The 22,762-nt window shown below is 69.0% G+C and carries 23 protein-coding genes and 2 tRNA genes; 8 read left to right on the top strand and 17 right to left on the bottom strand.

Going from position 1 to position 22,762, the window contains the following annotated elements; translation table 11 throughout:
- Positions 1-90 precede the first annotated feature (90 nt).
- From K8O92_18645 to K8O92_18635, 3 genes are all read right to left on the bottom strand, one after another.
- Positions 91-720 carry a PRC-barrel domain-containing protein gene (locus tag K8O92_18645; protein UAK29991.1) on the bottom strand — a complete coding sequence of 210 codons (630 nt, stop codon included), beginning with the start codon at positions 718-720 and terminating at the stop codon, positions 91-93.
- 81 nt (positions 721-801) lie between these two features.
- On the bottom strand, positions 802-969 hold the full coding sequence (locus K8O92_18640; protein ID UAK29990.1) for a hypothetical protein: 168 nt from the start codon (positions 967-969) through the stop codon (positions 802-804).
- Between the two features lie 160 nt (positions 970-1,129).
- Positions 1,130-2,647 carry a phosphatase PAP2 family protein gene (locus tag K8O92_18635; protein ID UAK29989.1) on the bottom strand — a complete coding sequence of 506 codons (1,518 nt, stop codon included), beginning with the start codon at positions 2,645-2,647 and terminating at the stop codon, positions 1,130-1,132.
- Between the two features lie 249 nt (positions 2,648-2,896).
- On the opposite strand from K8O92_18635, the gene K8O92_18630 reads away from it, so the two are divergent.
- Positions 2,897-3,097: a hypothetical protein gene (locus K8O92_18630; protein ID UAK29988.1), complete on the top strand. Its 201-nt coding sequence runs from the start codon at positions 2,897-2,899 to the stop codon at positions 3,095-3,097.
- Between the two features lie 11 nt (positions 3,098-3,108).
- Here K8O92_18630 and K8O92_18625 read toward each other — a convergent pair whose 3' ends face one another.
- The 5 genes from K8O92_18625 to pgsA all read right to left on the bottom strand — a co-directional run bounded on the left by K8O92_18625 (position 3,109) and on the right by pgsA (position 6,922).
- Positions 3,109-3,939: a hypothetical protein gene (locus tag K8O92_18625; GenBank protein ID UAK35794.1), complete on the bottom strand. Its 831-nt coding sequence runs from the start codon at positions 3,937-3,939 to the stop codon at positions 3,109-3,111.
- A 209-nt stretch (positions 3,940-4,148) separates the two neighbouring features.
- Positions 4,149-4,970 carry a phage shock protein PspA gene (gene pspA / locus K8O92_18620; GenBank protein UAK29987.1) on the bottom strand — a complete coding sequence of 274 codons (822 nt, stop codon included), beginning with the start codon at positions 4,968-4,970 and terminating at the stop codon, positions 4,149-4,151.
- A 199-nt stretch (positions 4,971-5,169) separates the two neighbouring features.
- Positions 5,170-5,634: a helix-turn-helix transcriptional regulator gene (locus K8O92_18615; GenBank protein UAK29986.1), complete on the bottom strand. Its 465-nt coding sequence runs from the start codon at positions 5,632-5,634 to the stop codon at positions 5,170-5,172.
- A 110-nt stretch (positions 5,635-5,744) separates the two neighbouring features.
- Positions 5,745-6,272 carry a nicotinamide-nucleotide amidohydrolase family protein gene (locus tag K8O92_18610; protein ID UAK29985.1) on the bottom strand — a complete coding sequence of 176 codons (528 nt, stop codon included), beginning with the start codon at positions 6,270-6,272 and terminating at the stop codon, positions 5,745-5,747.
- Positions 6,269-6,922 carry a CDP-diacylglycerol--glycerol-3-phosphate 3-phosphatidyltransferase gene (gene pgsA / locus K8O92_18605; GenBank protein ID UAK29984.1) on the bottom strand — a complete coding sequence of 218 codons (654 nt, stop codon included), beginning with the start codon at positions 6,920-6,922 and terminating at the stop codon, positions 6,269-6,271. Before pgsA ends, K8O92_18610 begins: the two co-directional genes overlap by 4 nt.
- A 223-nt stretch (positions 6,923-7,145) precedes the next feature.
- On the opposite strand from pgsA, the gene K8O92_18600 reads away from it, so the two are divergent.
- Entirely contained in the window at positions 7,146-7,631 is a 486-nt protein-coding gene (locus K8O92_18600; GenBank protein UAK35793.1) for an amino-acid N-acetyltransferase, read from the top strand.
- A 26-nt stretch (positions 7,632-7,657) separates the two neighbouring features.
- Positions 7,658-7,954: a YciI family protein gene (locus K8O92_18595; protein UAK29983.1), complete on the top strand. Its 297-nt coding sequence runs from the start codon at positions 7,658-7,660 to the stop codon at positions 7,952-7,954.
- Here the strand turns inward: K8O92_18595 and K8O92_18590 are convergent.
- Entirely contained in the window at positions 7,951-8,931 is a 981-nt protein-coding gene (locus K8O92_18590) for a TerC family protein (GenBank protein UAK29982.1), read from the bottom strand. The genes K8O92_18595 and K8O92_18590 overlap by 4 nt on opposite strands.
- A gap of 528 nt (positions 8,932-9,459) precedes the next feature.
- Here K8O92_18590 and K8O92_18585 point away from each other — a divergent pair.
- Positions 9,460-9,531: transfer RNA gene (locus K8O92_18585), tRNA-OTHER, on the top strand.
- Positions 9,532-9,559: 28 nt separating this feature from the next.
- A tRNA-Leu gene (locus K8O92_18580) sits at positions 9,560-9,636 on the top strand.
- 6 nt (positions 9,637-9,642) lie between these two features.
- On the opposite strand, the gene K8O92_18575 is transcribed toward K8O92_18580, so the two are convergent.
- Both K8O92_18575 and K8O92_18570 read right to left on the bottom strand, forming a co-directional pair.
- Positions 9,643-12,234, bottom strand: a complete 2,592-nt coding sequence (locus K8O92_18575) for a DNA translocase FtsK (protein UAK29981.1) — start codon at positions 12,232-12,234, stop codon at positions 9,643-9,645.
- Positions 12,235-12,480: 246 nt separating this feature from the next.
- Positions 12,481-13,104, bottom strand: coding sequence for a TIGR03085 family protein (locus K8O92_18570; GenBank protein ID UAK35792.1), 624 nt, complete (start codon positions 13,102-13,104; stop codon positions 12,481-12,483).
- A gap of 423 nt (positions 13,105-13,527) precedes the next feature.
- Between K8O92_18570 and K8O92_18565 the strand changes: the two genes are divergently transcribed.
- Positions 13,528-13,908 carry a DUF4189 domain-containing protein gene (locus tag K8O92_18565; protein ID UAK29980.1) on the top strand — a complete coding sequence of 127 codons (381 nt, stop codon included), beginning with the start codon at positions 13,528-13,530 and terminating at the stop codon, positions 13,906-13,908.
- A 29-nt stretch (positions 13,909-13,937) separates the two neighbouring features.
- Complete coding sequence (locus K8O92_18560; GenBank protein ID UAK29979.1) at positions 13,938-14,495, top strand: hypothetical protein; 558 nt, start codon at positions 13,938-13,940, stop codon at positions 14,493-14,495.
- Positions 14,496-14,556: 61 nt separating this feature from the next.
- Here K8O92_18560 and K8O92_18555 read toward each other — a convergent pair whose 3' ends face one another.
- Together K8O92_18555 and dapA are read right to left on the bottom strand one after the other, a co-directional pair.
- Positions 14,557-16,206 carry a ribonuclease J gene (locus K8O92_18555; GenBank protein ID UAK35791.1) on the bottom strand — a complete coding sequence of 550 codons (1,650 nt, stop codon included), beginning with the start codon at positions 16,204-16,206 and terminating at the stop codon, positions 14,557-14,559.
- A 356-nt stretch (positions 16,207-16,562) separates the two neighbouring features.
- Positions 16,563-17,468, bottom strand: coding sequence for a 4-hydroxy-tetrahydrodipicolinate synthase (gene dapA / locus K8O92_18550; protein ID UAK29978.1), 906 nt, complete (start codon positions 17,466-17,468; stop codon positions 16,563-16,565).
- Between the two features lie 148 nt (positions 17,469-17,616).
- Here dapA and K8O92_18545 point away from each other — a divergent pair, with 148 nt between their 5' ends.
- Positions 17,617-18,060, top strand: a complete 444-nt coding sequence (locus K8O92_18545) for a hypothetical protein (protein ID UAK29977.1) — start codon at positions 17,617-17,619, stop codon at positions 18,058-18,060.
- A gap of 10 nt (positions 18,061-18,070) precedes the next feature.
- On the opposite strand, the gene K8O92_18540 is transcribed toward K8O92_18545, so the two are convergent.
- From K8O92_18540 to K8O92_18525, 4 genes are all read right to left on the bottom strand, one after another.
- Positions 18,071-19,270: a winged helix DNA-binding domain-containing protein gene (locus K8O92_18540; GenBank protein UAK29976.1), complete on the bottom strand. Its 1,200-nt coding sequence runs from the start codon at positions 19,268-19,270 to the stop codon at positions 18,071-18,073.
- 412 nt (positions 19,271-19,682) lie between these two features.
- Complete coding sequence (locus tag K8O92_18535) at positions 19,683-20,702, bottom strand: hypothetical protein (GenBank protein ID UAK29975.1); 1,020 nt, start codon at positions 20,700-20,702, stop codon at positions 19,683-19,685.
- Positions 20,695-21,987: an ATP-binding protein gene (locus tag K8O92_18530; GenBank protein UAK35790.1), complete on the bottom strand. Its 1,293-nt coding sequence runs from the start codon at positions 21,985-21,987 to the stop codon at positions 20,695-20,697. The genes K8O92_18535 and K8O92_18530 overlap by 8 nt, the downstream gene beginning before the upstream one ends.
- Entirely contained in the window at positions 21,984-22,670 is a 687-nt protein-coding gene (locus K8O92_18525) for a response regulator transcription factor (GenBank protein ID UAK29974.1), read from the bottom strand. Before K8O92_18525 ends, K8O92_18530 begins: the two co-directional genes overlap by 4 nt.
- Positions 22,671-22,762 lie beyond the last annotated feature (92 nt).

Raw genomic sequence — 22,762 nt, 5'->3', positions numbered from 1 at the left:
CCGACCCGGACGTACGACAATGGTGTGCGCGTCGACGGCCGCGCACACCATTGTCGATGACGAGCCGGTCCCACGGCCGTGTCAGCCCGATCAGCCCCTTCGGCGCTCGGGGTCCGATAGCTCTTCGGTCAGGGGATCCTCCTGCGGCATGCCGTCCGGATCCCGCATACCGAGATCGGCCGTGTCGACGGCATAGGAGTCGACCACCGGCTCCCGTCCCACGCCCGACCGGTCGCCTGCGGGCGGCATCCGCAGCGTCTCTTCCTCGCTGCCCAGATACGACTGCCTCCGCGCGGTAGCGGCATCACCCTGCTCCCTGGTTCGCTCCTCCGGCGGGCGGGTCATCGCCGGACGGGCTTGCCGCGGCTGGGGCACCGGCTGCCTGCCGTAGACGTCCCACGCGGCATGCTCCGGGTCGATCTGATAGTGATCGAACAGTTCCTGCTCGGCTTGCGGACTGATCTGCCCGTTGTGGTCCAGCTGCGGCGAGGACTTCACCGCGTCCTTCCCGACCCGCACCTGCAGCGTGGCCGACTCCGGGCGATGCTCGGCGCCGGCCAGCGGGACCAAGGCGTCGGCGCTGAACAGACCGGTGGACACCGCGATCCAGGTCGGCGATCCGGAACTGTTGTCGACGTAGACCCGTTTGACCTTGCCGATCTTCTCGCCTTCGGGGCCGTACACCGAGCTGCCGATGAGCGTTTCCAGCATTTCAGTCATGGGTTCCTCCGCAGTTCGTCCGTGCGATGCGCAGGCCGACGGAACACGGCTGTCCACCGCGCGTGCTGAGAAAAAGGGGTTTCAATCGCTTGTGAGTGGATCGGTGGCGTCGGGACCCGCGGCGACGCGCTGCGTCCTGCGCGCAAGCCGCACCGGGTCCTCGGCGGTTTCACACGTCAGGTACCGGCTGACATCCAGCCGCTGCGTGTCCTGGTCGAGCAGCGATCGACGGTAGGAAACATCGAGCATGACGTGCTCCTGCCCTGTAGTGCATGTTCCCGGCCCCATCCGAGGTCGGAAGTAATCAGCTACAGATTGGCAACTACCCACGTACTCCGCTGTCAAACGAGAATCAGCCGGTATTTCACCCACTCGCCGACCTAGAACTAGTCATACAGCTACCGAACAGCTACCTCTCGGCTGAGCCTCCGTGCCGACCGCGCCTGAGCAGCACCAGTGCCGATGGCCTGCTGATGAACCGGAAATCCTTGCCACGATGGTCGACCTCACCGTCGGTGGCCAACGAGACCGGCCGCCCGTCCACCCGCACCTCCACCCGGGAGACGCGGCGATGCCGATAGGTGGGTGAATACGCCAGCGTGCCGGTGAACGTCGCGAAGACCAGCCGCAGCCGGGAGAACCGGACATCCGCGCGCAGATAGCGGACGTCGAGAGCACCGCCGCGCAACTGCGGGCGCGACATCGGGATCTGGTCGGCGGGGTGATAGCAGCCGTTGCCGACGAACAGCATCCACAGCGCGCAACGCGTGTCGTCGATGGTGACGTGCAGGGGCTGAGCGCGGAACAGCACACGCACCATGGCGATTCCCGCCGCGGGCCATTTACCGATCCGGCGCTCCCAGCGCTCGCGAACGCGCACGAAATCGGGGTAACCGCCGAGACTGGCGGTGTTGACGAAGATTCGCTGCTCGGCGTCGTCGAAACACACCTCCGCCACGTCGACGCGGACCGCTTCGCCCGCTTCCAGCCCGGCGAAGGTCACGCCGGGGTCTTCCACCCCGGCGTCTCTGGCGAAGTGGTTCAGGGTGCCGCCCGCGAAGACGGCCAGCGGCAGCCGGTGTCGTACCGCGTACTCGGCAACGGTCGACACGGTTCCGTCGCCGCCGACGACGCCGAGGGCGACGATGTCGTCGCGCCGCAGGAGTTGGTCGATCCGCGCCTCGACGTCGTCGCCGCCGCCGAGCTCGAGCACCTCGGCGGCAGGCAGCCGATCACGCAGGGTGGCGAGGGCATTGTCGCCGTCACCGGACCCGGCGTGCGGATTGCCGATCAGCAGCAGTCCGGCGCCATCCGGCAGCGGATCGATGTGGTCTACCGGGCCGAGGGCTGCCGGTGCGTCGTCGCGCACCGCCCACCACCGCCGGGTGACCAGCGCGACCGCGCCGCCGAACAGCGCGCCCGCGATCACGTCGGATGGCCAGTGCACGCCGATGTGCACACGCGAGTACCCCACCGCGGCGGCGACCGGGGCCACCGCGGCGGCCGCCGCGGGAGATTCCAGCGCCAAGCCCGCCGCGAACGCGGCCGCGGAGGCCGAATGTCCGGAGGGGAACGACGAGGAGACCGGCGGAGCGACCAGCCTGCGCACGAAGGGGACGGATTCGTCCGGCGGACGGCGGCGGGGAAACAACGGCTTGGCCACGCCGTTGGCCACACTGCTGGCAATGCTCAGCGCCAGCAGCCCCCGCACCGCGCCGCGGCGGGTCGAGCGGTCTCCGGCGACGAACAGCAGCGCACCGAGCGCGATCCACAAGCGGTTCTTGTCGGCCGCGGTGCTCAACGCCTTCAGCACCCGGTCGGCCGGGGTCGCCCGAACACGCGCGCTGCGGTCGACCAGCCAGCGATCCAGGCTGTTCGTGCCACCGACCGACCCACCCTTGTGCCTGCGCGTCGTCAGAAACCGCATCGCCGCAGCCTACCGACAGCTCGGGCGTCGAGTCCGGGCGACCGACGGCTGTGCTCGCGCGCGCCGAGGCGTCGGCGGGCGCATCGGCGTCACCGCCACCGGATCACCCGCGTTTTCAGTGCACGGATGTACTCTGATCTCCAACGCACAGTGTCGTTGAGCGGCAACAGGGAAGGGATGACCGAACGATGCAGACACCCCAATCAGCACACAGTCATGCACTGAATGTCACATAACGGCCGGGATTCGATGGAAAGCACGAACGAGTTGGCACAGGAACTCGCGGCCGCGGCACGACGGCACGGATCGGCGATCGCGGGGATCGTCGGCTCCGCCGCCCGCAAAGCGTCATGGGAGGTGCTCGACCTCATGGCCGAGAGCCGCGAATTGGTCGGCGCGGCGTTGCGCGCCAGAGCCGAAGAACTTCGTCGTCGGGACCGGCCGAGCTGAAGAGGATCCGATCAGATCGGTGGCCGCGGGAACGCGGGCACCGATTTGTCGGCCACCTCGGTGAGAGCTTGGGCCCAGCCGTCCAGCCGGTCGGAGGCGTCACGCAGATCCGCCACGATGGTGTCGAAGTTGTGCCGCACCACGGTGTTCTCCGCAACCGCGAGAATCCGGCCCGCCGCGGCCACGACCTGTTCGTACTCCACCACGCCCGCATCGAGCCCGGCCAGGGTCAGTCGCAGATTCTCGGTGAGCGCCACCGCCGCCGGCGAATCCGCGCTCCCGATCGCGCCGAGGCCCTGTTCCATCGCCGTGATGTCGGTGGCGAGGGCGTGCAGCGCCGCCGCTCCCGAGGCGGCCGTTTCGAGCAGGTCGGCCAACTCCTCCGGCGGCAGCCGGTGCGAACGCGCGATCTGAACGCCCATCCCGTGCAATGCCTTTTCCGCACGAACCAGGCGTGCGATCGGCGGCCGGGCGTTCGACCACAGCGGTGGCTGTTTCCGCGGAATGAACGCCGCTTGCGGCAGCGGCGCGCCCCGCAGACGCAGATAACGGCGGGTGCTCAGTGCCGCACCGGTCACCAGCGCGACCGCGCCGCCGCCGACCATGACCACCGCCCACACCGGCGCCGAAAGCACGACAAGGCCAACGGTTCCCGCCGTGGTCAGGCCGGACACGGTGCCCAGCTGAAAGCTGCGGCGGCGAACCCTGCGGCGACGACGCAGCTCGCGCTCCCGTGGATCAGCCCAGCGTCGCACGGCGACGAGTGCGTTCTCACCGACTTCGCGAATGCTGTCCGGCAGGCTGCCCGGCTGGGGCGCGAGCGCGGCCTGTGCCCGGATCATCGCGGATCCGCGCAGGCGCCGCGTGTCGAGCTGCCGCTCGCGAAATGCACTGCCGCTCATACCTTCTCTCCCACCGGTTGCACATCGGACAGACAGAGGCCCGGAACTCGACTGCCCGACTCGGCCGACGGCCGGCCGGTCGGGTCCTCACGCCTTGTGTTCCAGTGAACCAGCCCCCACCGACACGTGCCGCCGAACTGTGCTCGAGACTACTGCTGTGCGGCCTGTCCCTTGTCCATCTGCGGCTGGGCCGCATTGGCCTGAGCCGGATTGATGGCGGGCTGGGCGCCACCGGCGGGCAACTGGTCTCCCCGCATGGACGCGCGGATCTGCTCCAACTTGCTGTGTCCGGCCATCTGAATGCTGGCCTGCTGCACCTCGAGCATCCGGCCCTGCACCGAGTTCTGTGCGAGTTCGGCGGAGCCGAGCGCGTTGGCGTAGCGGCGCTCGATCTTCTCGCGTACCGCGTCCAGGCTCGGTGTGCTGCCCGGCGCCGACAGCGTCGAATCCATCTGCTGCAGCGAGGCGGAGACCTGCTCCTGCATCTTGGCCTGCTCCAGCTGGCTGAGCAGCTTGGTGCGCTCGGCGACCTTCTGCTGCAACAGCATCGCGTTCTGCTCCACGGCCTTCTTCGCCTGGGCGGCCGCCTGCAGCGACTGGTCGTGCAAGACCTTCAGGTCCTCGATGGATTGCTCGGCGGTGACCAACTGCGCGGCGAACGCCTCGGCGGCATTGGTGTACTGGATCGCCTTCTCCGTGTCGCCCGCCGCGGTGGCCTGATCGGCCAGTAGGACGGCTTGGCGTGTATTGGCGTTGAGCTTCTCGACCTCGTCCAGCTGCCGGTTCAGCTTCATCTCCAGTTGACGCTGGTTGCCGATGACCGACGCGGCCTGCTGTGAAAGGGCCTGGTGTTGCCGCTGGGCTTCCTCGATAGCCTGCTGAATCTGGACCTTCGGATCCGCGTGCTCCTCGATCTTCGCGTCGAAGAGGGCCATCAGGTATTTCCAGGCCTTGACGAACGGATTAGCCATCGATTGATCCCGCCTCCATCTGACATGCCGCGCTTCGGCGCGACTCCAGTGCGCGACCGTCACGCACTCGATATGTGCCTATCCTCCACCATGTGGCACCTGGGCCGGGCGAACCCGACCCAACCGACGCCTACAGAGAATCTATCCGCTTTTCGCGCCGGGCCGCAGCGTTGCCGCCGTGGCCATGTTCCGTCGTGCGTCACACGCCCTTCACCAGGACCAACATGTCCGATCGCGGAGCGGGGATGACGATCCGGGTGTCCTCCGCCAGCGGCAGCGGCCGGGTGGCCGGGTCGGCGGCCGACATACTCGCCGACGTCGGAGCCAGCGCGGGTTCGGCCTGCGCCGCGGGCTCGGCGGCTGTCTGCTCGGACTCGGCAGCGGCGGGCGCCGGCGCCGCCTCGTCCACCGGCGCGGCTGCCGCCGGTCCGTCGGCCCCCGCCATGATCGTGCTCACATCCCACAGAACCCGCGACAGGGGCACGTCCAGCGCTTCGCAGATGGCGGCCAGCAATTCGCTGGAGGCCTCCTTGCGACCGCGCTCGACTTCGGAGAGATAGCCCAAGCTCACCCGCGCCGACGTCGACACCTCGCGCAAGGTCCGGTTCTGGGCGAGACGCGCACGCCGCAAACTGTCCCCGATCGCCTCTCGCAGCAGCGTCATCTCGTTCTCCTTCGCTCCGGTCGCCGGGCCGACGCGATTCTCGACCCCACGCATGCCGTTCTTTCTGGCACAACGTCGGAGCCGGGGCAGTGGTTCCCGCCCTGGACTCCTCAGCCGCTGCGCCCGACGCGGTCGGCCGGGCCCGTGCCCGCCTCCCGCACACACCGCAGCAATTCCGACACCGCCGTGTGCGTCGCACCAATTCTGATCGTCCACCGGTCGCCGGGGAGTTTCAACCGCATCACCTCGGAATGCCCGGGGCCGGCCAGCCCGAGGAAGACCGTGCCGACCGGATGACCGTCCTGCGAATCGGGGCCTGCCACGCCGGTCAGCCCCACACCCCAGTCCGCGCCGCATCGTGTGCGGGCGCCGACGGCCAGTTGTTCGGCGGTGCCGGCGGCCACCGGGCCTTCGGCGGCGAGCACCGCCGCGTCGACGCCGGCGAGGCTGTGCTTGAGATCGGTGGCGTACACCACCAGACCGCCGCGCAGCACGGCGCTGGCGCCGGGAACCCCGGCGATGGTCGCGGCGAGGAGTCCGGCGGTCAGCGATTCGGCGGTGGCCACGGTCTGCCGCACGGTCACCAGCGCACGGACGAGATCGGTGGCGGGTACGGCGGCGACGAGTGGATCACTCATAGGCCGCGCGCCCGCCCCGGTCCGCCCGCGAACCACACCCTGGCCGCCTGGCCGACGTAGTCCAGCCCGGTCACCACGGTCAGCAGCACCGCCAGGTACATCAGGGCCATACCGATCTCGCCGACCCAACCCGACAGCGGCAGCAGCAGCATGGCGATCGCCAGCGATTGGACCAGCGTCTTGAGCTTGCCGCCGCGCCCGGCGGGAATCACGCCGCGCCGCACCACCAGCAGCCGCAGCAGCGTCACGCCGATCTCGCGGCCGCAGATCACCACCGTGATCCACCAGGCCAGATCACCGAGCACCGACAGCCCGATCACCGCCGACCCGATCAGCGCCTTGTCCGCGATGGGGTCGGCCAGTTTGCCGAAATCGGTCACCAGGCCGTATTTGCGAGCCAGTTGCCCGTCGAATCGGTCGGTGATCGCGGCCACACCGAACAGCGCGGCGGCGGTGATCCGCCAGCCGGTCTCGTGACCGTCGCCGACGAACAAGGCGACGACGAACAGCGGCACGATCGCGATGCGCAGCATGGTGAGCACATTCGCGATGTTCAGCAGCGGCGCTTCGGTCTCGGCCTGGGCGAAACCCGGCCGGACCGGGGCGGGCGCGCTCCAGGGGCGGTCCGTCTCGTCGGGTTGCACGCTCATGCCTCCGCCTCACCTGCGGCCGGCTGCGTCACGACCGCCTCGTCATCCCGCCGCGCCGACCGGCGCGACGCGGTGAGCTGAACGAGCGGATCTGCGGCACACGTTCAGACTATCGGTAGCCGGGCCGACTACTGTGCACCCCATGACCTCTCGGGGACCACTAGGTGGTTCGACAAGCGACGCGTACCCGGGCGCGGCTTCGGCCGCGCGGAACTCCGTCCCGGTGGTCCGACGCGCGCGCACCTCCGACGTGCCCGAGATCAAGCACCTCATCGACGTCTACGCAGGCCGGATCCTGCTGGAAAAGAACCTGGTCACCCTCTACGAGGCGGTGCAGGAGTTCTGGGTCGCCGAACTGGACGGGCGCGTCGTCGGCTGCGGCGCGCTGCACGTGCTGTGGGCCGACCTCGGCGAGGTGCGCACGGTCGCGGTGCACCCCGACGTCAAGGGCACCGGTGTGGGCAAGCTCATCGTGCAGCGGCTGATCACGGTGGCCCGTGAACTCGAGTTGCAGCGGCTGTTCGTGCTGACCTTCGAGGTGGAGTTCTTCGGCAGGCACGGGTTCGTCGAGATCGACGGCACGCCGGTCACCGCGGAGGTGTACGCCGAGATGTGCCGCTCCTACGACACCGGCGTGGCCGAGTTCCTCGATCTGAGCTATGTGAAGCCCAACACCCTCGGCAATACTCGGATGCTGCTGACGCTTTGAGTCCCTCCCCACAGGAAGCGATACCCGTGCCGATCTTCGCCGTCCACTACGTCTACTCCGAAGCCACGGCCGCAGACCGGGACGTCCACCGTCCTGAGCACCGGGCCTGGCTGGCCGGTCTGCTCGAGTCCGGCGTCCTGCTCAGCAGCGGTCCGTACCCGGACGGCTCCGGAGCGCTGCTGATCTTCCGCGCGGAGGACGCGGGCCGCCTGAAGGACCTGCTCGCGCGGGATCCGTTCGCCCGGGAGAGTCTCATCGACGATGTGCGCGCCGTCGAATGGGCCCCGGTTTTCGGCGCCTTCGCGTCCTCCTCCAGCGGCTAACGGTCCGCTCGGGCGCGCGTGCGCAGCAGGCTGGCGACCGTCGCGACGACCAGAATCGCCAGGATGACGCCCAGCGACACCGGCGTGGAGATCTCCGGGACCGCGACGTGCTCGCCGCCGTTGACGAACGGCAGCGTGTTCTCGTGCAAGGCGTGCAGCACCAGCTTCACGCCGATGAACGCGAGAATCGCCGCCAGCCCGTAGGACAGGTAGACCAGCCGGTCGAGCAGCCCGCCGATCAGGAAGTACAGCTGGCGCAGGCCCATGAGCGCGAAGGCGTTGGCAGTGAAGACCAGGTACGGCTGCTCGGTGAGGCCGTAGATGGCCGGGATGGAGTCCAGCGCGAAGAGCAGGTCGGCGAACCCGATCGCCAGCAAGGCCAGCAACAGCGGCGTCACCGCACGGCGCCCGTCGATCTTGGTCACCAGCTTGTCGCCGTCGTATTCGTCGGTGGTCGGCAGCACGCGCTTGGCCAGCGCGACGATCCGGCTGTCGCGTTTCTCCTCGACTTCGACTTCATGGCCGCTCTCGCGCATCAGCTTGACCGCTGTGTAGATGAGGAAGAGCCCGAACAGGTAGAACACCCAGCTGAAGGCACTTATCGCGGCCGCGCCGACGGCGATGAACGCACCCCGCATCACCAGAGCGAGCACGATGCCGATCAGCAGCACCTTCTGCTGGTAGATCCGCGGCACCGCGAAGGTGGACATGATGATCAGGAAGACGAACAGGTTGTCCACCGAGAGCGCCTTCTCGGTGACGAAGCCCGCGTAGTACTCCCCCGCGTAGGTCGAGCCCCACTGCCAGGCGACGACGCCGCCGAAGAGCAGCGCCAGCCCGATGTAGACCGCGGACCAGAAGCCGGACTCCCGGAACGTCGGCTCGTGCGGGGTGCGGACGTGTGCGAAGAAGTCGAAGACGAACAGTCCGAGGATCACGACGATGGTGATCGTCCATTCGAGTGCGGTTACGTGCATGCGGCGCGCCGATCGGAAGCGAAGATCATCATGATGTCCATAATGCCGGAAATGTCCGTTGCTCTTCAGTAGCGGGGTGATTGCCGCCCATAATTCCACATCCGTTCAGTCGACGTTTCGGGCCACAGTCGCCCACCGTGAGCGCCAAGCGGCGCGAAGCGGGACGGATGCGCGGCGAGTTCGCCTGACCCACCGGCTCCCGAGCGACGCCTTGCGGGCGCGGAAGTACTGAAGGAGGTAGGGTCGTCGTCGACCGAAAAGCGGTTCCCAACGCCGGAGTCCGGTGTTAGTTTTTGAACCGGCGAAGATCGGACCACAGGAAGGCGACACCGATGACCGGGACGACACGGCGGCTGATGTCGCCGAGTGATGCCCGGCACTCGCGAGCCCGCGTTGTGCTATCGGTCTCGTCCGTCTCCCATTGGCGGATGAGCGCGCGGAGCCGCCCCTGAACGTGTCTTTCGCAGACCCGTGCACCAAGGGTCACTCCGCGGCGAATCGCCGAGGGGTGACCCTTTTGTCGTGCAGACGGACGTAGCTCAGTCGTAGAGCGGCGGTCTGGCAAAACCGTTGGCCGGGGTTCGACCCCCTCCGTCCGTGCCGAGTCTCCAGGTCGCACCGCGACCGCTCCCTCGTAGCCCAACAGGTAGAGGCGCCGGACCTAGATTCCGGGAGATGCGAGTTCGAATCTCGCCGAGGGAACCAGCCCGATCACTCCTGCGGCCCGGCCGAGTCACCCTCATCGCCGCCGCCGCGGATCGACCACAGCAGCCCTTCCAGCTCATCGGGTTTCACGAGCACGTCGCGCGCCTTGGACCCCTCACTCGGGCCGACGACGCCGCGGGTCTCCATGAGATCCATCAGCCGTCCCGCTTTGGCGAAGCCGACGCGCAGCTTGCGCTGCAGCATGGAGGTGGACCCGAACTGCGAGGTGACCACCAGTTCCACCGCTTGCAGGAAGACGTCGAGATCATCGCCGATATCGGGGTCGACGTCCTTCTTCTCCCCGGCCTTCGCGGCGGTGACGCCCTCTTGGTATTCCGGCTCGGCCTGGTTCTTGGCGAAATCGACGACGCCGTGGATCTCCTCGTCGCTGATGAACGCGCCTTGCAGCCGAGTCGGCTTGCCCGCGCCCATCGGCAGGAACAACCCGTCGCCCATGCCGATCAGCTTCTCCGCGCCGGGCTGGTCGAGGATGACCCGGGAATCGGTCAGCGACGAGGTGGCGAAGGCCAGCCGGGAGGGCACATTCGTCTTGATCAAACCGGTCACCACGTCGACCGACGGCCGCTGGGTGGCCAGCACCAGATGGATGCCTGCCGCGCGGGCCTTCTGGGTGATGCGGACGATGGCGTCTTCCACGTCCCGCGGAGCGGTCATCATGAGATCGGCCAACTCGTCGACGATGGCCAGGATGTACGGGTAGGGCCGGTACACCCGTTCGCTGCCCAGCGGGGCGGTGATCGCTCCCGACTTCACCTTCTTGTTGAAGTCGTCGATGTGGCGCACCTTGTTGGCCTGCATGTCCTGATAGCGCTGCTCCATCTCCTCGACCAGCCAGGCCAGCGCGGCCGCCGCCTTCTTCGGCTGGGTGATGATGGGTGTGATCAGGTGCGGAATGCCCTCGTAGGGGGTCAATTCCACCATTTTCGGGTCGATCAGGATCATCCGGACCTCGTCCGGCGTCGCCCGCTGCAACAGCGACACCAGCATCGAGTTGACGAAGCTCGACTTTCCCGAACCGGTCGAGCCCGCCACCAGCAGGTGCGGCATCTTGGCCAGATTCGCCGAGACGAACTCGCCCTCGATGTTCTTGCCCAGGCCGATCACCAGCGGATGGTGGTCGTTGCGGGTGCTGGGCGCCTTGAGCACGTCGGCCAGCCGGACCAGCTCGCGGTCGGCGTTCGGCACCTCGATGCCGACGGCGGACTTGCCGGGGATCGGCGCGAGCAGCCGGACGTTCTCCGTCGCCACGGCGTAGGCGATGTTGCGCGCCAGTGCGGTGATCTTCTCGACTTTCACCCCCGGCCCGAGTTCGACCTCGTAGCGCGTGACCGTCGGGCCGCGGACGAAACCGGTCACCGCGGCGTCGATCTTGAACTGCACCAGCACCTCGGTGATCGCCTCGATCATCGATTCGTTGGCGGCACTGCGTTTCTTGGGCGGATCCCCGTCGGTCAGCAACGACAGCGGTGGCAGGGTGTAGTCGCCTTCGACTTCGCGGTCGGTGACGAACTCCAGTTGCTTCGGCGGCGGTGGCGTCTGATCCTCCACGACCGCGGCGGGACGCTGCTTCTTCGGTTTCGGTTTCGGCGCGGGCTCCTCCACCGCGATCGGCTTGGCGTCCCGCAGCGGGGGTTCGCCGATCGCCTCGGTAACGGCGTCGGGGTCGCCGAACTCGTCGGGCGGGTAGTTCTCCGCGGGCGTGCGACCGCGCCGCTTGGCGCCGCGGCGCACCGGGAAGCCGTCGGCGTCGAAACCGGCCGGATCGTAGTCCCGGTAGTCGCCGTCGAATTCGCCGTATTCGTCGCCACCGTTCTCGGTGCCGAAGTATCGACGCAGCTTGGCGGGCACCTCGCGCACGGTGGTTCCGGTCACCAGCAACCCGCCGAAGACGATGGCCAACAACAGGATCGGGACAGACAGCCAGGCGGTGAGGCCGTTGGTCAGCGGCCCGCCGGTCACGAAGCCGACGAAACCCGCCGCGCGGGAACGTCCGTGCGCGTCGGTGGGAGCGCCGGCCGCGATGTGCCACAGACCGAGAATCGGCAGACCGATCAGCAGGCCGCCGAGCACCAGTCGCGGCCGGATCTCGGGGCGCGGTTCCGTGCGCATCAGGACGACGGCGATGCCCGAGGCGACGAACGGCAATCCGGCCGAGGCCGATCCGGAGATCGCGCGGATCACGTCCTCGACCCAGTGGCCCACCGGCCCGCCGGCCGACAACCACACCGCCGCCGCGATCACGGCGCTCACCGCGATCAGGGCCAGCGCGGCACCGTCGCGCCGATGGCCGTGTTCGATCTCCCCGGCCCGGCTCAGCGTGCGTGTGGTCGCACCCAGCCCCCGGGCCAGCATGGTCCAGCCGCTGCTGATGCCGCGTCCGATGACGGCCAGTGGCGCCGTGTTCGAGGTGCGGCGCACCGGACGCCGGGCCGGGGCGGGGCGCCTGCGGGGCGCCGCGGTCGTTCGAGGGGTCGCCGCGCGGGGCGTGGCCGCGCGAGAGCGTGCCGTGGTGGTCCTCCCCCGCGCCGATCCCGCCCGCGCCCGACTCGTCGTGGTGCTGCGGGACTTACCTGCCATGGCCCCAGGCTAGCCGCAATCGCCCCATCCGGACCATCCGCAACACTGGTTGCCCTCCGCCTCCGTGCGCCTCGGGCGCCGTCGCGGGGACGTTCAGCACCGTGAAAAGCCCTGGCGGTTCGCCGGATGAGCGGTCGCGGACAGCACGGCTCCGTGGCGGATCCACGGCCGAAGTCCCGGGCTCGTCTCCGGTCCGGCGGGGAACTCACGGCCGAGGATCCGGACGAACCCGCGACGTCGCACAAATCAGACCGATCGGTCTGTCTCGAGCACCGCCCGTACGGCTTCGGGCGATCCGGTGGTCTCCAACCGGACTTCATCCCGACCGAAGGCATGCAGCACCAGTTCCGAGGGCTTGCCGGTCAGCGTGACGACGTCGCCGGAGGCGGATCGCGCCACCGTGCGCCTGCCGTCGGGCGTCACGAGCTCGACCGTGACCGGCGCCTTGCGGTAGGCCATCTTGGCCGTCTTGCGCAGCATCGACCACAGTCGATCCTCATCGGCGGCGGGCAGATCGCGCGGCTGCCAACCCGGTTCGGCGCGGCGCACGTCCTCGTGGTGGACGAACATCTCGGATAGGTTGACTACCGCATCGACCGGCCGCAACGGCGACCACCACGGCGGACCGGTGCGGATCTGGTCCAGCAACTCGGGAAACGGCTTGCTCGCCGCCTTCGCCTGCACCCGGTCGAGATACCCGGCGAACGGCTTCAACATGATGCCCGGCGCGGCATCGAGCCGCCGTTCGCGAACCACCACATGCGCGGCCAGATCCCGCACCGTCCACGCGCCGCAGAGCGTCCGCGCGTCCGGCCCCACGGCCTCCATCGCCTCGACGAGTCCCCTGCGTTCTCGCTGTGCCATAGTCACACCCCCGAAAATACCGACCACCCGGCCGCACTGCCGGATGACGCGACTGCCCGCGGCCACCGCGACCACGACGCCACCCGGAGAACCGTTCACGACAGCGCGACGTCGTTTTCGATGCCGCCGTTGCGCCGCACCGCGATTTCGCCCGCCTGGAGTGCGATGACGTTGCCGTACACCAAGTTTCACCGCGCACACCAACCGCGCACACGAGCGGAGAAAGTCCGGTATCCGAGTTGCGGGCGGTGTGACCGTGCACCACACTGGGCTCTACGCCGATGCCCCCGGCAGGCGCGTATCCATACCACGGCGGTCGGGACTCCTCACACCGGGAAATCTCCGGCTAGCGCAATGAGGGTGGGCTCTGTACCTTGTCACTCGGTCCATCGGGTCGTGGACCTCATGACAAGAAGGGGCAAATCCTCCGTGAAGAAGTTTGCTACCGGTGTAGCCGCGCTCGCGGCGGTCGGTTCCGCGCTGGCTGTCAGCGCGCCCACCGCGCACGCCTACACCAACAATTACGGCGCGATCGCGCTGTCCACCTCCACCGGTCTGATCGGGTACTCCTACGACTACCCGACCTCGGCCGCCGCGCAGCAGCGCGCCGTGAGCTCCTGCAGCGCCGCCGACTGCCAGTCGGTGGTCTGGTTCCGCAACGGCTGCGGCGCCGTGGCGTACTCCAGTGGCACCGGCACCTGGAGCTGGGGGTACGCGTCGTCGCGGCGCGCCGCGCAGAGCCAAGCGCTGCGGCGCAACGATTCCGACGCCTACATCGTGCACTGGAACTGCACGTCCAACCACGGCTGATGCCCGGAATTACAGACGAAGGAAACATCGTGAAGCACCGCACTTTCCGGACCACCGTGGCCGTCGTCCTCACCGCAGTGGCCTGCTCGCTGAGCGCCTGCGCCTCGGGCGACGACTCCTCGTCCCAGAGCACCAGCGCCAATCCCACCCACGCCGCTGGTGAGTTGGAGGGCGGCTCTGACAAGGGTGACAAGGAGGCCGGTTCCGCACCGACCACCCCGTCCTCGCCCGCACTGGCCAAGCCCTCCGTGCAGCAGCTGAACGAGCGGTTGCAGAAGGCTTTCGACCCGAACGTGCCCAACGAGGAGAAGATCAGCTGGATCCAGGCCGCCGAGCAGGATCCCTACCTCGTCGCCAACCTCGTCGACGCCGCGAAGAAGCAGAAGGTCGCCGTCGAGGTCACCAACGTAGGCGACCCGAAGGACGGCAAGCTCAAGGCCGACGCCAAGGTCACCATCGACGGCACCCCGGTGGATGACGCGTTCATCCAGTTCGTCTCCGAGGGCGGCCAGTGGAAGGTCGACCACACCTTCGCCTGCAACATCGTCAAGAGCGCGAAGATCGAGTCCGCGGCCTGCCAGGAGTGACCGCGCCCGCGTGAAAAGCGCCGGACAGTTGAGCTGTCCGGCGCTTTCGTCGTTCCGGAGGTCAGACGCCGATGACGGTCGGCACGATCATCGGGCGACGGCGATACTTCTCGGCCACCCATCGACCGACCACGCGGCGCACGCCCTGCGCGATCCGGTGGGTGTCGGTGACACCTTCGCCCGCCAGCCGCAGCAGTTCGGCTTCCACCAGCTCCGACGCGTCGAGCAGTGCGGTCGGATCGTCGGAGAAGCCGCGTCCGCTGAGCTCAGGGGTGCTCACCGCCTTGCCGGTGGTCTCGTCGATGGCGACGGTGATCGCGATGAAACCGCCCTCGCCGAGAACCAGCCGGTCCGACAGTGTGGACTCCCCGACGTCGCCCACCGACAGCCCGTCGACGTACACATGGCCGACCGGCACCCGGCCGACGACCGAGGCGATGCCGTCGACCAAGTCGACCACCACTCCGTCCTCGGCGAGCACCACCCGCTCCTGCGGCACGCCCGTCGCCACCGCCAGTGCGGCGTTCGCGCGCAGATGGCGCCACTCGCCGTGCACCGGCATGGCGTTGGTCGGCCGCACCGCGTTGTACAGGTACAGCAGCTCGCCCGCCGAGGCGTGCCCGGAGACGTGCACCTTGGCGTTCTGCTGGGTGATCACCGTGGCGCCGAGCCGAGCCAGGCCGTTGACGACCGCGTACACCGAGTTCTCGTTGCCGGGGATGAGCGAGGAAGCCAGCACCACCAGGTCGTCCGGGCGGATGTTGATCTGCCGGTGGTCGCCGCGCGCCATCCGCGACAGCGCGGACAGCGGCTCGCCCTGCGAACCCGTGGAGATCAGCACCAGGCGGTGGCTGGGCAGGGTCGCGGCGACATCGAGGTCGACGACCACGCCCTCCGGCACGGTGAGATAGCCCAGATCCTGGGCGATCTGCATATTACGGACCATCGAGCGGCCGACGAAACAGATCCGCCGCCCGTACTTCTGGGCCACGTCGACGACCTGCTGGATGCGGTGCACGTGACTGGCGAAGGACGCGACGATGACCCGTCCGCTCGCCTTGCCGATGACCGAGTCCAGCACCCCGCCGATCTCGCGCTCCGGCGTGACGAAGCCGGGAACCTCGGCGTTGGTGGAATCCACCAGGAACAGGTCGACGCCCTCGTCGCCGAGCCGCGAGAATCCGGCCAGGTCGGTGAGCCGCCCGTCCAGCGGAAGCTGGTCGAGCTTGATGTCACCGGTGTGCAAGGCGACGCCCGCGGGCGTGCGGATGGCGACGGCGAGCGCGTCGGGGATGGAGTGGTTGACCGCGAAGTACTCGCAGCCGAACGGGCCGTGCGTGGTGTGCTGCCCCTCGATCACCTCGACCAGCTTCGGGTGCAGGCGGTGTTCCCGGCACTTCGCGGCCACCAGCGCGAGGGTGAACTTCGAGCCGACGACCGGGATGTCGGGCCGCAGCCGCAGCAGGAAGGGCACCGCGCCGATGTGGTCCTCGTGGCCGTGGGTCAGCACGACGGCGACGACGTCGTCCATCCGGTCCTCGATGGGACGGAAGTCCGGCAGGATCAGGTCGACACCGGGCTGCTGGTCCTCCGGGAACAGGACGCCGCAGTCGACGATCAGCAATTTGCCGCCGTACTCGAAAACCGTCATGTTGCGGCCGATTTCGCCGATGCCGCCGAGGGCGAACACACGCAGGCCGTTCTCGGGCAGGGTAGGCGGGGCGCCGAGACGGTCGTGCGCGGCGACCGGATCCGCCTGCGGCGGGGGCCCTTCGCCGCGCCGCGGGCTGGACTGCGCACGTCCACGGCTCGGTCGCCGGGTCGCCGCACCCTGGCCCCGGGTCTCCTGGCGCGCCCGCGCGGGCGCAGGCTGCTCGGTACGCACGACGGCATCGGCGGCCTTGGCGGCCTCGTCCACCGTCGCCACGTCGAGCGCGGGCTCGGGCTCGGGCATCGCTACGGATTCCGACGGCGCGGGCGGCGTCACCCGCTCGACCGGCGCGGACGAGGCGGGCGCTCCCGCGGGGCGGGAAGCGCTGCGGCGGCGACGGGATAGGGACTCGCTCATCACAGCACTCCCACCGCTCGCAGGTCCGCGGCAAGCGACTCCAACTGCTCACCCGTCGGCATCAGCTGCGGCAGCCGCGGCTCCCCGACCTCCACGCCGAGCAACCGCAATCCGCCCTTGCTCATCGCGACACCGCCCAGCCTGGCCATCGCCGAGTGCAGCGGCAGCAAGGTGACGTTGATCTCCCGGGCGCGCACCACCTCCCCCGCCGTATAAGCCTCCAGCAGCGCGCGCAGCCGTTCGGGGACGAGATGTCCGATCACACTGATGAATCCGGTCGCGCCCACCGACAGCCAGGGCAGGTTGAGCGCGTCGTCACCGGAATAGAACGCCAGGCCGGTGCTGGCGATGAGTTCGGCGCCCATGTTCAGGTCACCCTTGGCGTCCTTGACCGCGACGATGCGCGGATGTTCGGCGAGCTTGCGGACGGTGTCGCTGGCGATCGGCACCACCGACCGCCCCGGGATGTCATAGAGCGTGACCGGCAGGTCGGTGGCGTCGGCGACGGCGGTGAAATGGGCGATCAGCCCCTCCTGGGAGGGCCGGGAATAGTACGGCGTCACCACGAGCAAACCGTGTGCACCCGCCCGCTGCGCGTTGCGCGCCAGTTCGACCGAGTGGGCGGTGTCGTAGGTGCCCGCACCCGCGATCACGGTCGCGCTCTTCCCGACGGCGTCGACGACGGCGCGCAGCAGATCGGCCTTCTCCGATTCGGTGGTGGTCGGCGATTCACCAGTGGTTCCCGAGATCGCGAGCAGGTCGACACCGCGGTCGACCAGGCGGGCCGCGAGCGCGACCCCGGCATCGACGTCGAGCTTGCCGTCGGCACTGAAGGGGGTCACCATCGCGACACCTACCGTGCCGGACGCACGCAGCTCCGTTGGCGTCGATTCACCGTTCGTCATGGTCAGAAAGGCTACCCGGTCCGGGACACGCCCTCGACACCGTCGTCGGCGATCAAGCCGCAACAAAGACGCGAATGTCTCGCGATGACGGCGCGGTGATGCCATACCGTTTCTTGCTGGACATCATAAATGACGTCACACTGATGTCATGGACTTGAACAAGTACACCAGCCAGCTGCGCGAGAACCTGATCGCCGCCGCGGCGCTGGGCGACGAGAAGACCCAGGCCACGGCGGCTGCCCTGGCAGCGGCGACGGAGGCGTCCGCCCGCATGGTCCTGCTCACGGCCCTGTCGGACCTCGCCGCCGAGGTCAGTGCGGCACTCGGCGACCGCGCGGTGCACGTGTCGGTGGACGGCACGGAGGCTTCCATCGATGTGCGCAAGAGCACGGAGGGCGACGAGCCACCCACCTTCGAGGAGATGACCGGAGACATCAGCAGGGTCACGCTGCGGCTGGTAGAGCAGATGAAGGCACGCGCGGAAGAGGCTGCCGCACAGAGCGGTCAGTCCCTCAACTCATGGCTGTCGAGCGCCGTCCACGGAGCGCTGCGCGACCAGATGCGCGGGTACGGGCCCAAACGCGACATCTGACTCAGTAGCGCTACAGCAACGCGGCGAGATTGCCGCGATCACCGATGGCGACCTCGTCCAGTTCGAGCCAATCGGCCAGCTCGCGCAGCGCACCACCGAGGGCGTGCGCGGTGGCGGGGGTGTCGTACCCGGGCTCGGCGAACGCGGCCGGCACCCACAACCGGCCGTTCGCGCGCTCGGCGCGCAGATCCACACGGCCGACCAGCTCCCCGTCGAGCAGGAACGGGAAGACGTAATAGCCGTGCACCCGCTTGTGCTCCGGGGTGTAGATCTCGATCCGGTAGTGGAAATCGAAAATACGCTCGGTGCGTGCGCGGAAGAAGATGAGCGGGTCGAACGGGCACAGCAGCGCGGCGCCTTCGATGCGACGCGGTGTGGGCGCGCCCGCCCGCAGATAAGCCGACTTCGCCCAGCCCGCCACCTCCACCGAGATCAACTCGCCCGCGTCCACCAGCTCGGCGATGGCCGGTTCGGTCTGGGTGCGCTGGAGACGGTAGTAGTCACGCAGGTCCGCTTCGGTGCCGATGCCGTGGGCGGTGGCCGCGCGAAGCACCAGTTCGCGGACGGCGTCCGGCTCGGAGACCTCGCGCGCCAGCACCTCCGGCGGCAGCACCCGCTCGGCCAGGTCGTAGTGCCTGGTGAATCCGACCCGGGTGGCCACAGACAACGCACCAGCCGCGAACAGCTGCTCGCAGATCATCTTCGTATCGCTGAGATTCCACCAGGATCCCTTCGGCCGCGGCTTGTCCAGCTCCAAGTGGCGCTCGACCTCCCCGGCCGTGGCCGCGCCCACTTCGGTGATCACATCCAAGATGTCCTTGCCGAGAGTGGGATTGCGCTCGACCACCTTGCGCATACCGGACCAGCGCCCGTGCTCGTACTGCCGCATCCGCCAGCGCAGCAGCGGCCAGTCCTCGACCGGGATGAGGGCGGCCTCGTGTGCCCAGTACTCGACGAGCGCACGCGGCCGCCGCGCGCCATTGCTCCACGCGGCCTGATCGAGCAGAGCACGATCGTAGGGCCCGATCCGGCTGAACACCGGCGCGTAATGCGCCCGCACCACCGCGGACACCGAATCCAGTTGCAGCAACTGGGTCCGCTCCAGCACCCCGAGCACCGTTCGCCGGGTGACCCGACCGGGCCTACGCGCCCCGAAACCCTGCGCCGCCAACGCCGTTCGCCGCGCCGCCGCCGCGCCCATCTTCCGCATGAGGGCAACAATGCCACGAGCCACCGACAGTGTTCTCGGCCGCGCGGGCGCGGCGTGTTCCCGGCCCCTTGGTGGCTCGCGTCCGAGCGACCGCCGCTTGCTCCTTCGTCGCCTACGCGGCGGCCACTCGGACGCGAGCCGGGCCGCGAACGAGACAACGCTCGATCTCGCTGCGCTCCAAACCGGGAGCTGGGCCGATGCGGATGCGTGAGCCGGTGATCGTCAGACCTCGGGTTCGCCGTTCTCGGTGACCGGCGACTCCTTCCCCACCTACGCGGCGGCCACTCGAAGACGAACCAGGCCGCGAACGAGACAACGCTCGATCTCGCTGCGCTCCAAACCGGGAGCTGGGCCGATGCGGTCGGGTGGTGGTCGGCACGCGATTCGGATGGCGTCGCGACCTCCGAGGACGTCACGTGGAGACGGTGATCGCGCCGGTGGCGTCGATTTCGGTGCGGCGGTCCCGGTCCGTCGCCGTGGCCAGGACGGTGGCCAGGATGCGGCGGCCGGTCGGGAGGATGCGGACGGTGACCGAACCCTCGTTCGCGGCGTCGAGCTCTCCCGTGGCGGCGTCGATCACCTGCTGGCGCACCCGGTGCGGGACCCCGGTGAAACCGCCGTCGTCGAGCAGGATCACCTCGACGCCGCGGGAGCGAGCTCCGCGGGCGGCGCTGCTGAGCTGGTCGGTGGCCAGTTGCGGGGCGCGGAGGCCGTCACGTAGTTCGGCTTCCAGGAGCCTGCACTGTTCGCGCTCGGCGGCGGTGAGGTCGTCGCCGTCGGCGATGCGTTCCAGGATCGGGCGCGCCACCGCGTCCAGCCGAGCCAGCTGACGGGTGCGTTCCCCGTTCTCCGCCGCCATCGCGGCCTCGGCGGCGGCGCGCATGGCCGCCTCCTCACGCAGCAGCCGCAGCGAACGCTGGGTGGGGCGCATTATCGCCGCGAACAGGGAAACCCCGGCAACCGTGGCGACCGGCACAATCGACCCTACGACGACGCCCACCCGCAGACCGGCCGCCACACCGACCACAGCGATCACCGCGCCGATGCCGACGACCCCGAGCCAGGCCGCGGCCAGACGTCCGCGCAACACCAGCACGGCGAGCACATACGAGGCGGCGAACGCCGTCCACACCTGCTTCGACCAGGCGTGCTCGACATCGACCGAGGTGAGGGCCGCGGCCAGCGGCCCGGAGGCGGAGACGAACACGGTCGCGGGCCAAGGCAGCGGATCAGTCGGCGCCAGCAGCACCACGACACCGGCCAACGCCAGGACGACCAGGGCGGCGGCCACGGCGGCCACCAGCGATTCGGAGAAGTTCTGGACCATGCACAGCACTATGGTCACTTCGAGAATGACCAGGTACAGCCACGCCGCCCGGCCACGGAGGCCGAGCAGATCGCGCAGTCCAACTTCGGTTTCCCGCTCAGCCATTTCCGCCCCACACCAGCGTCACGGTCGTACCCTCGCCCGGCTCGGATTCCACGAACCCGGCGCCGCCCGGCAGCTGACGCATGCGGCCCAGGATGCTCACCGAGATACCGAGCCGATCGACAGGCACCTCACTCAGGTCGAAACCCGCGCCGTCGTCACGGAACACCACTCGAATACCGCCCGCGCTGATCGTCACCGTGACGGTGCGGCGGACCGCACGCCCGGGAACAGTGGCGTGACGCAGGCTGTTTCGTACGGCCTCGGCGAGCGCGGCGGCGATCGTGCTCGCGGCGTCCACCGGTAGACGCAGATCGTCGAATCCGGCCCAGCGCCGCGCGGTGAACCGGGTATCGGGATTCACTTCGTGCACGGCGGCGCGGAGGAACCCGATCGCGGATTGCGCGTCCAGCCGGTCGAGTTCGCTGTTCCCGACCCGGCACTCATCGAGTTGTTCGAGGGTCCGTTCGGCCTGCCTGCGCAGGACCGGCGATTCGGTCCCTGCGCGGGAGGCGTCCAGCAGGGTGGACAGCACCGCGTCGTGGATCAGCGCGGCGAAGCGCGCGCGTTCCCGTTCGCGGGCGGCCGCGCCCGCGACCGCCGCGGCCCGGCTGCTTTCGATGGCCGACTCGCGATCCACTCGGGCGGCCGCGGCCCTGGCATAGATCACGCACCACAGGAACAGCGCGCTCAGCCCGGCCGCCCTGGCGAAATAGCCGAGCAGCGCCAGGGCGGTGGTGTCCTCGAGCACGACGAGATTCGCCAGCGCGCTGAACGCCGAGCCCACCACCAGATACGCCACTGCGAGCGGTGGACGCCAAGCGAGCACGGCCGCCAGGACTCCCAGCGCCAGCACCCGGTACAGCCAGAGCGACGCCGATCCTAAGGCTTCGGGCACCACATACACGAATGGAACCACCGCCGTGGCCCCGAGAAAACTCACCGCTGCCGCACCGGCGACCCGCTGGATCATTCGGGCGCTCAGGCTGACCGAGACGACCGCGAGGACCGGGAACAGCCCGAACGCCAGCACCACTTCGACCACCGTCCACCGGACGGGCACGAAGCGACTCTGATCGGCGATCTCGGGCAGTTCGACGATCGCGGCGATCACCCCGGCGATTCCGATGGCCAGCCCGAGCCTGTGCAGGATGCGGTCGGCGGCGCCCTCGGAGGCTTTCCCCCTGGACAGTGCGGCGACTCCGTGGCTCAAACGCCTCGCGTGGAGTCGGTAGAGCCGGAGGGAGCGCGAGTGCGACGGGGTGCCCAGCATGCTGGACGCGATCATCCGCGTGGGTGCCGCTCGGGAACCGGCAGCCATCCGTCCTCGACCGCCCGCTTGTACAGGTCGGTCTTGGTCGGCGCCGGACGACCGGCATCGGCGTACTTCTGCCGGATCCGGCCGAGGTAGTCGTTGACCGTCTGCTCGGACAGACCCGTCAACCGCGCGACCCGGGAGGCCTTCTCGCCGGACGCGTACAACATGAGCACTTCTTCCTGGCGCGGGCTCAAGCCCACCTCGGACAGTTGCGGGTCGCCGTCGATGGCGGCCGCCCAGTCGGTGGTGACCACCTGTTCGCCGCTGGCCGCGCGGCGCACGGCGGCGACGACGGTCGGCACGTCCTCGGATTTGCGGACCACGCCCAGCACCCCGGCGCGCGCGGCGGAGCGCACGAGAAAGGCGTTGTCCGCGCCGGTGAAGACCAGCACCTCCATGCCGCGGTCACGCAGGGCGCGCACGTTGTCCTCGGGCGAGGACCCGTCGGCCAGCCGCAGATCCAGCACCACCAGATCCAGCTTCGGCTCGCCGTCGACGGCGGCGAGCAGTTCCGGCACGGTGCCCGCGGTCAGCACCAGATCGAGATCGGTCTGCGGCGCAAGCATCGCGGCGAGACCGATCGCGACCGACTCGTGGTCTTCGACCAATCCGATCCGCCGCGGTGCGTTCTCGCTCCCTTCGACCCAGGTCACCTGGCTCTCCCATCCCGAGCTACTCGTTCACGTCCCCACCGCAACAACAATCGCAGACAGTATGCCGGGTGATGGTGCGCGATGGTCAGACA

It is taken from the genome of Nocardia asteroides (genome assembly GCA_019930625.1).
Taxonomy (GTDB): Bacteria; Actinomycetota; Actinomycetes; order Mycobacteriales; family Mycobacteriaceae; genus Nocardia; species Nocardia sputi.
This window is presented reverse-complemented; position numbering and strand designations above follow the sequence as displayed.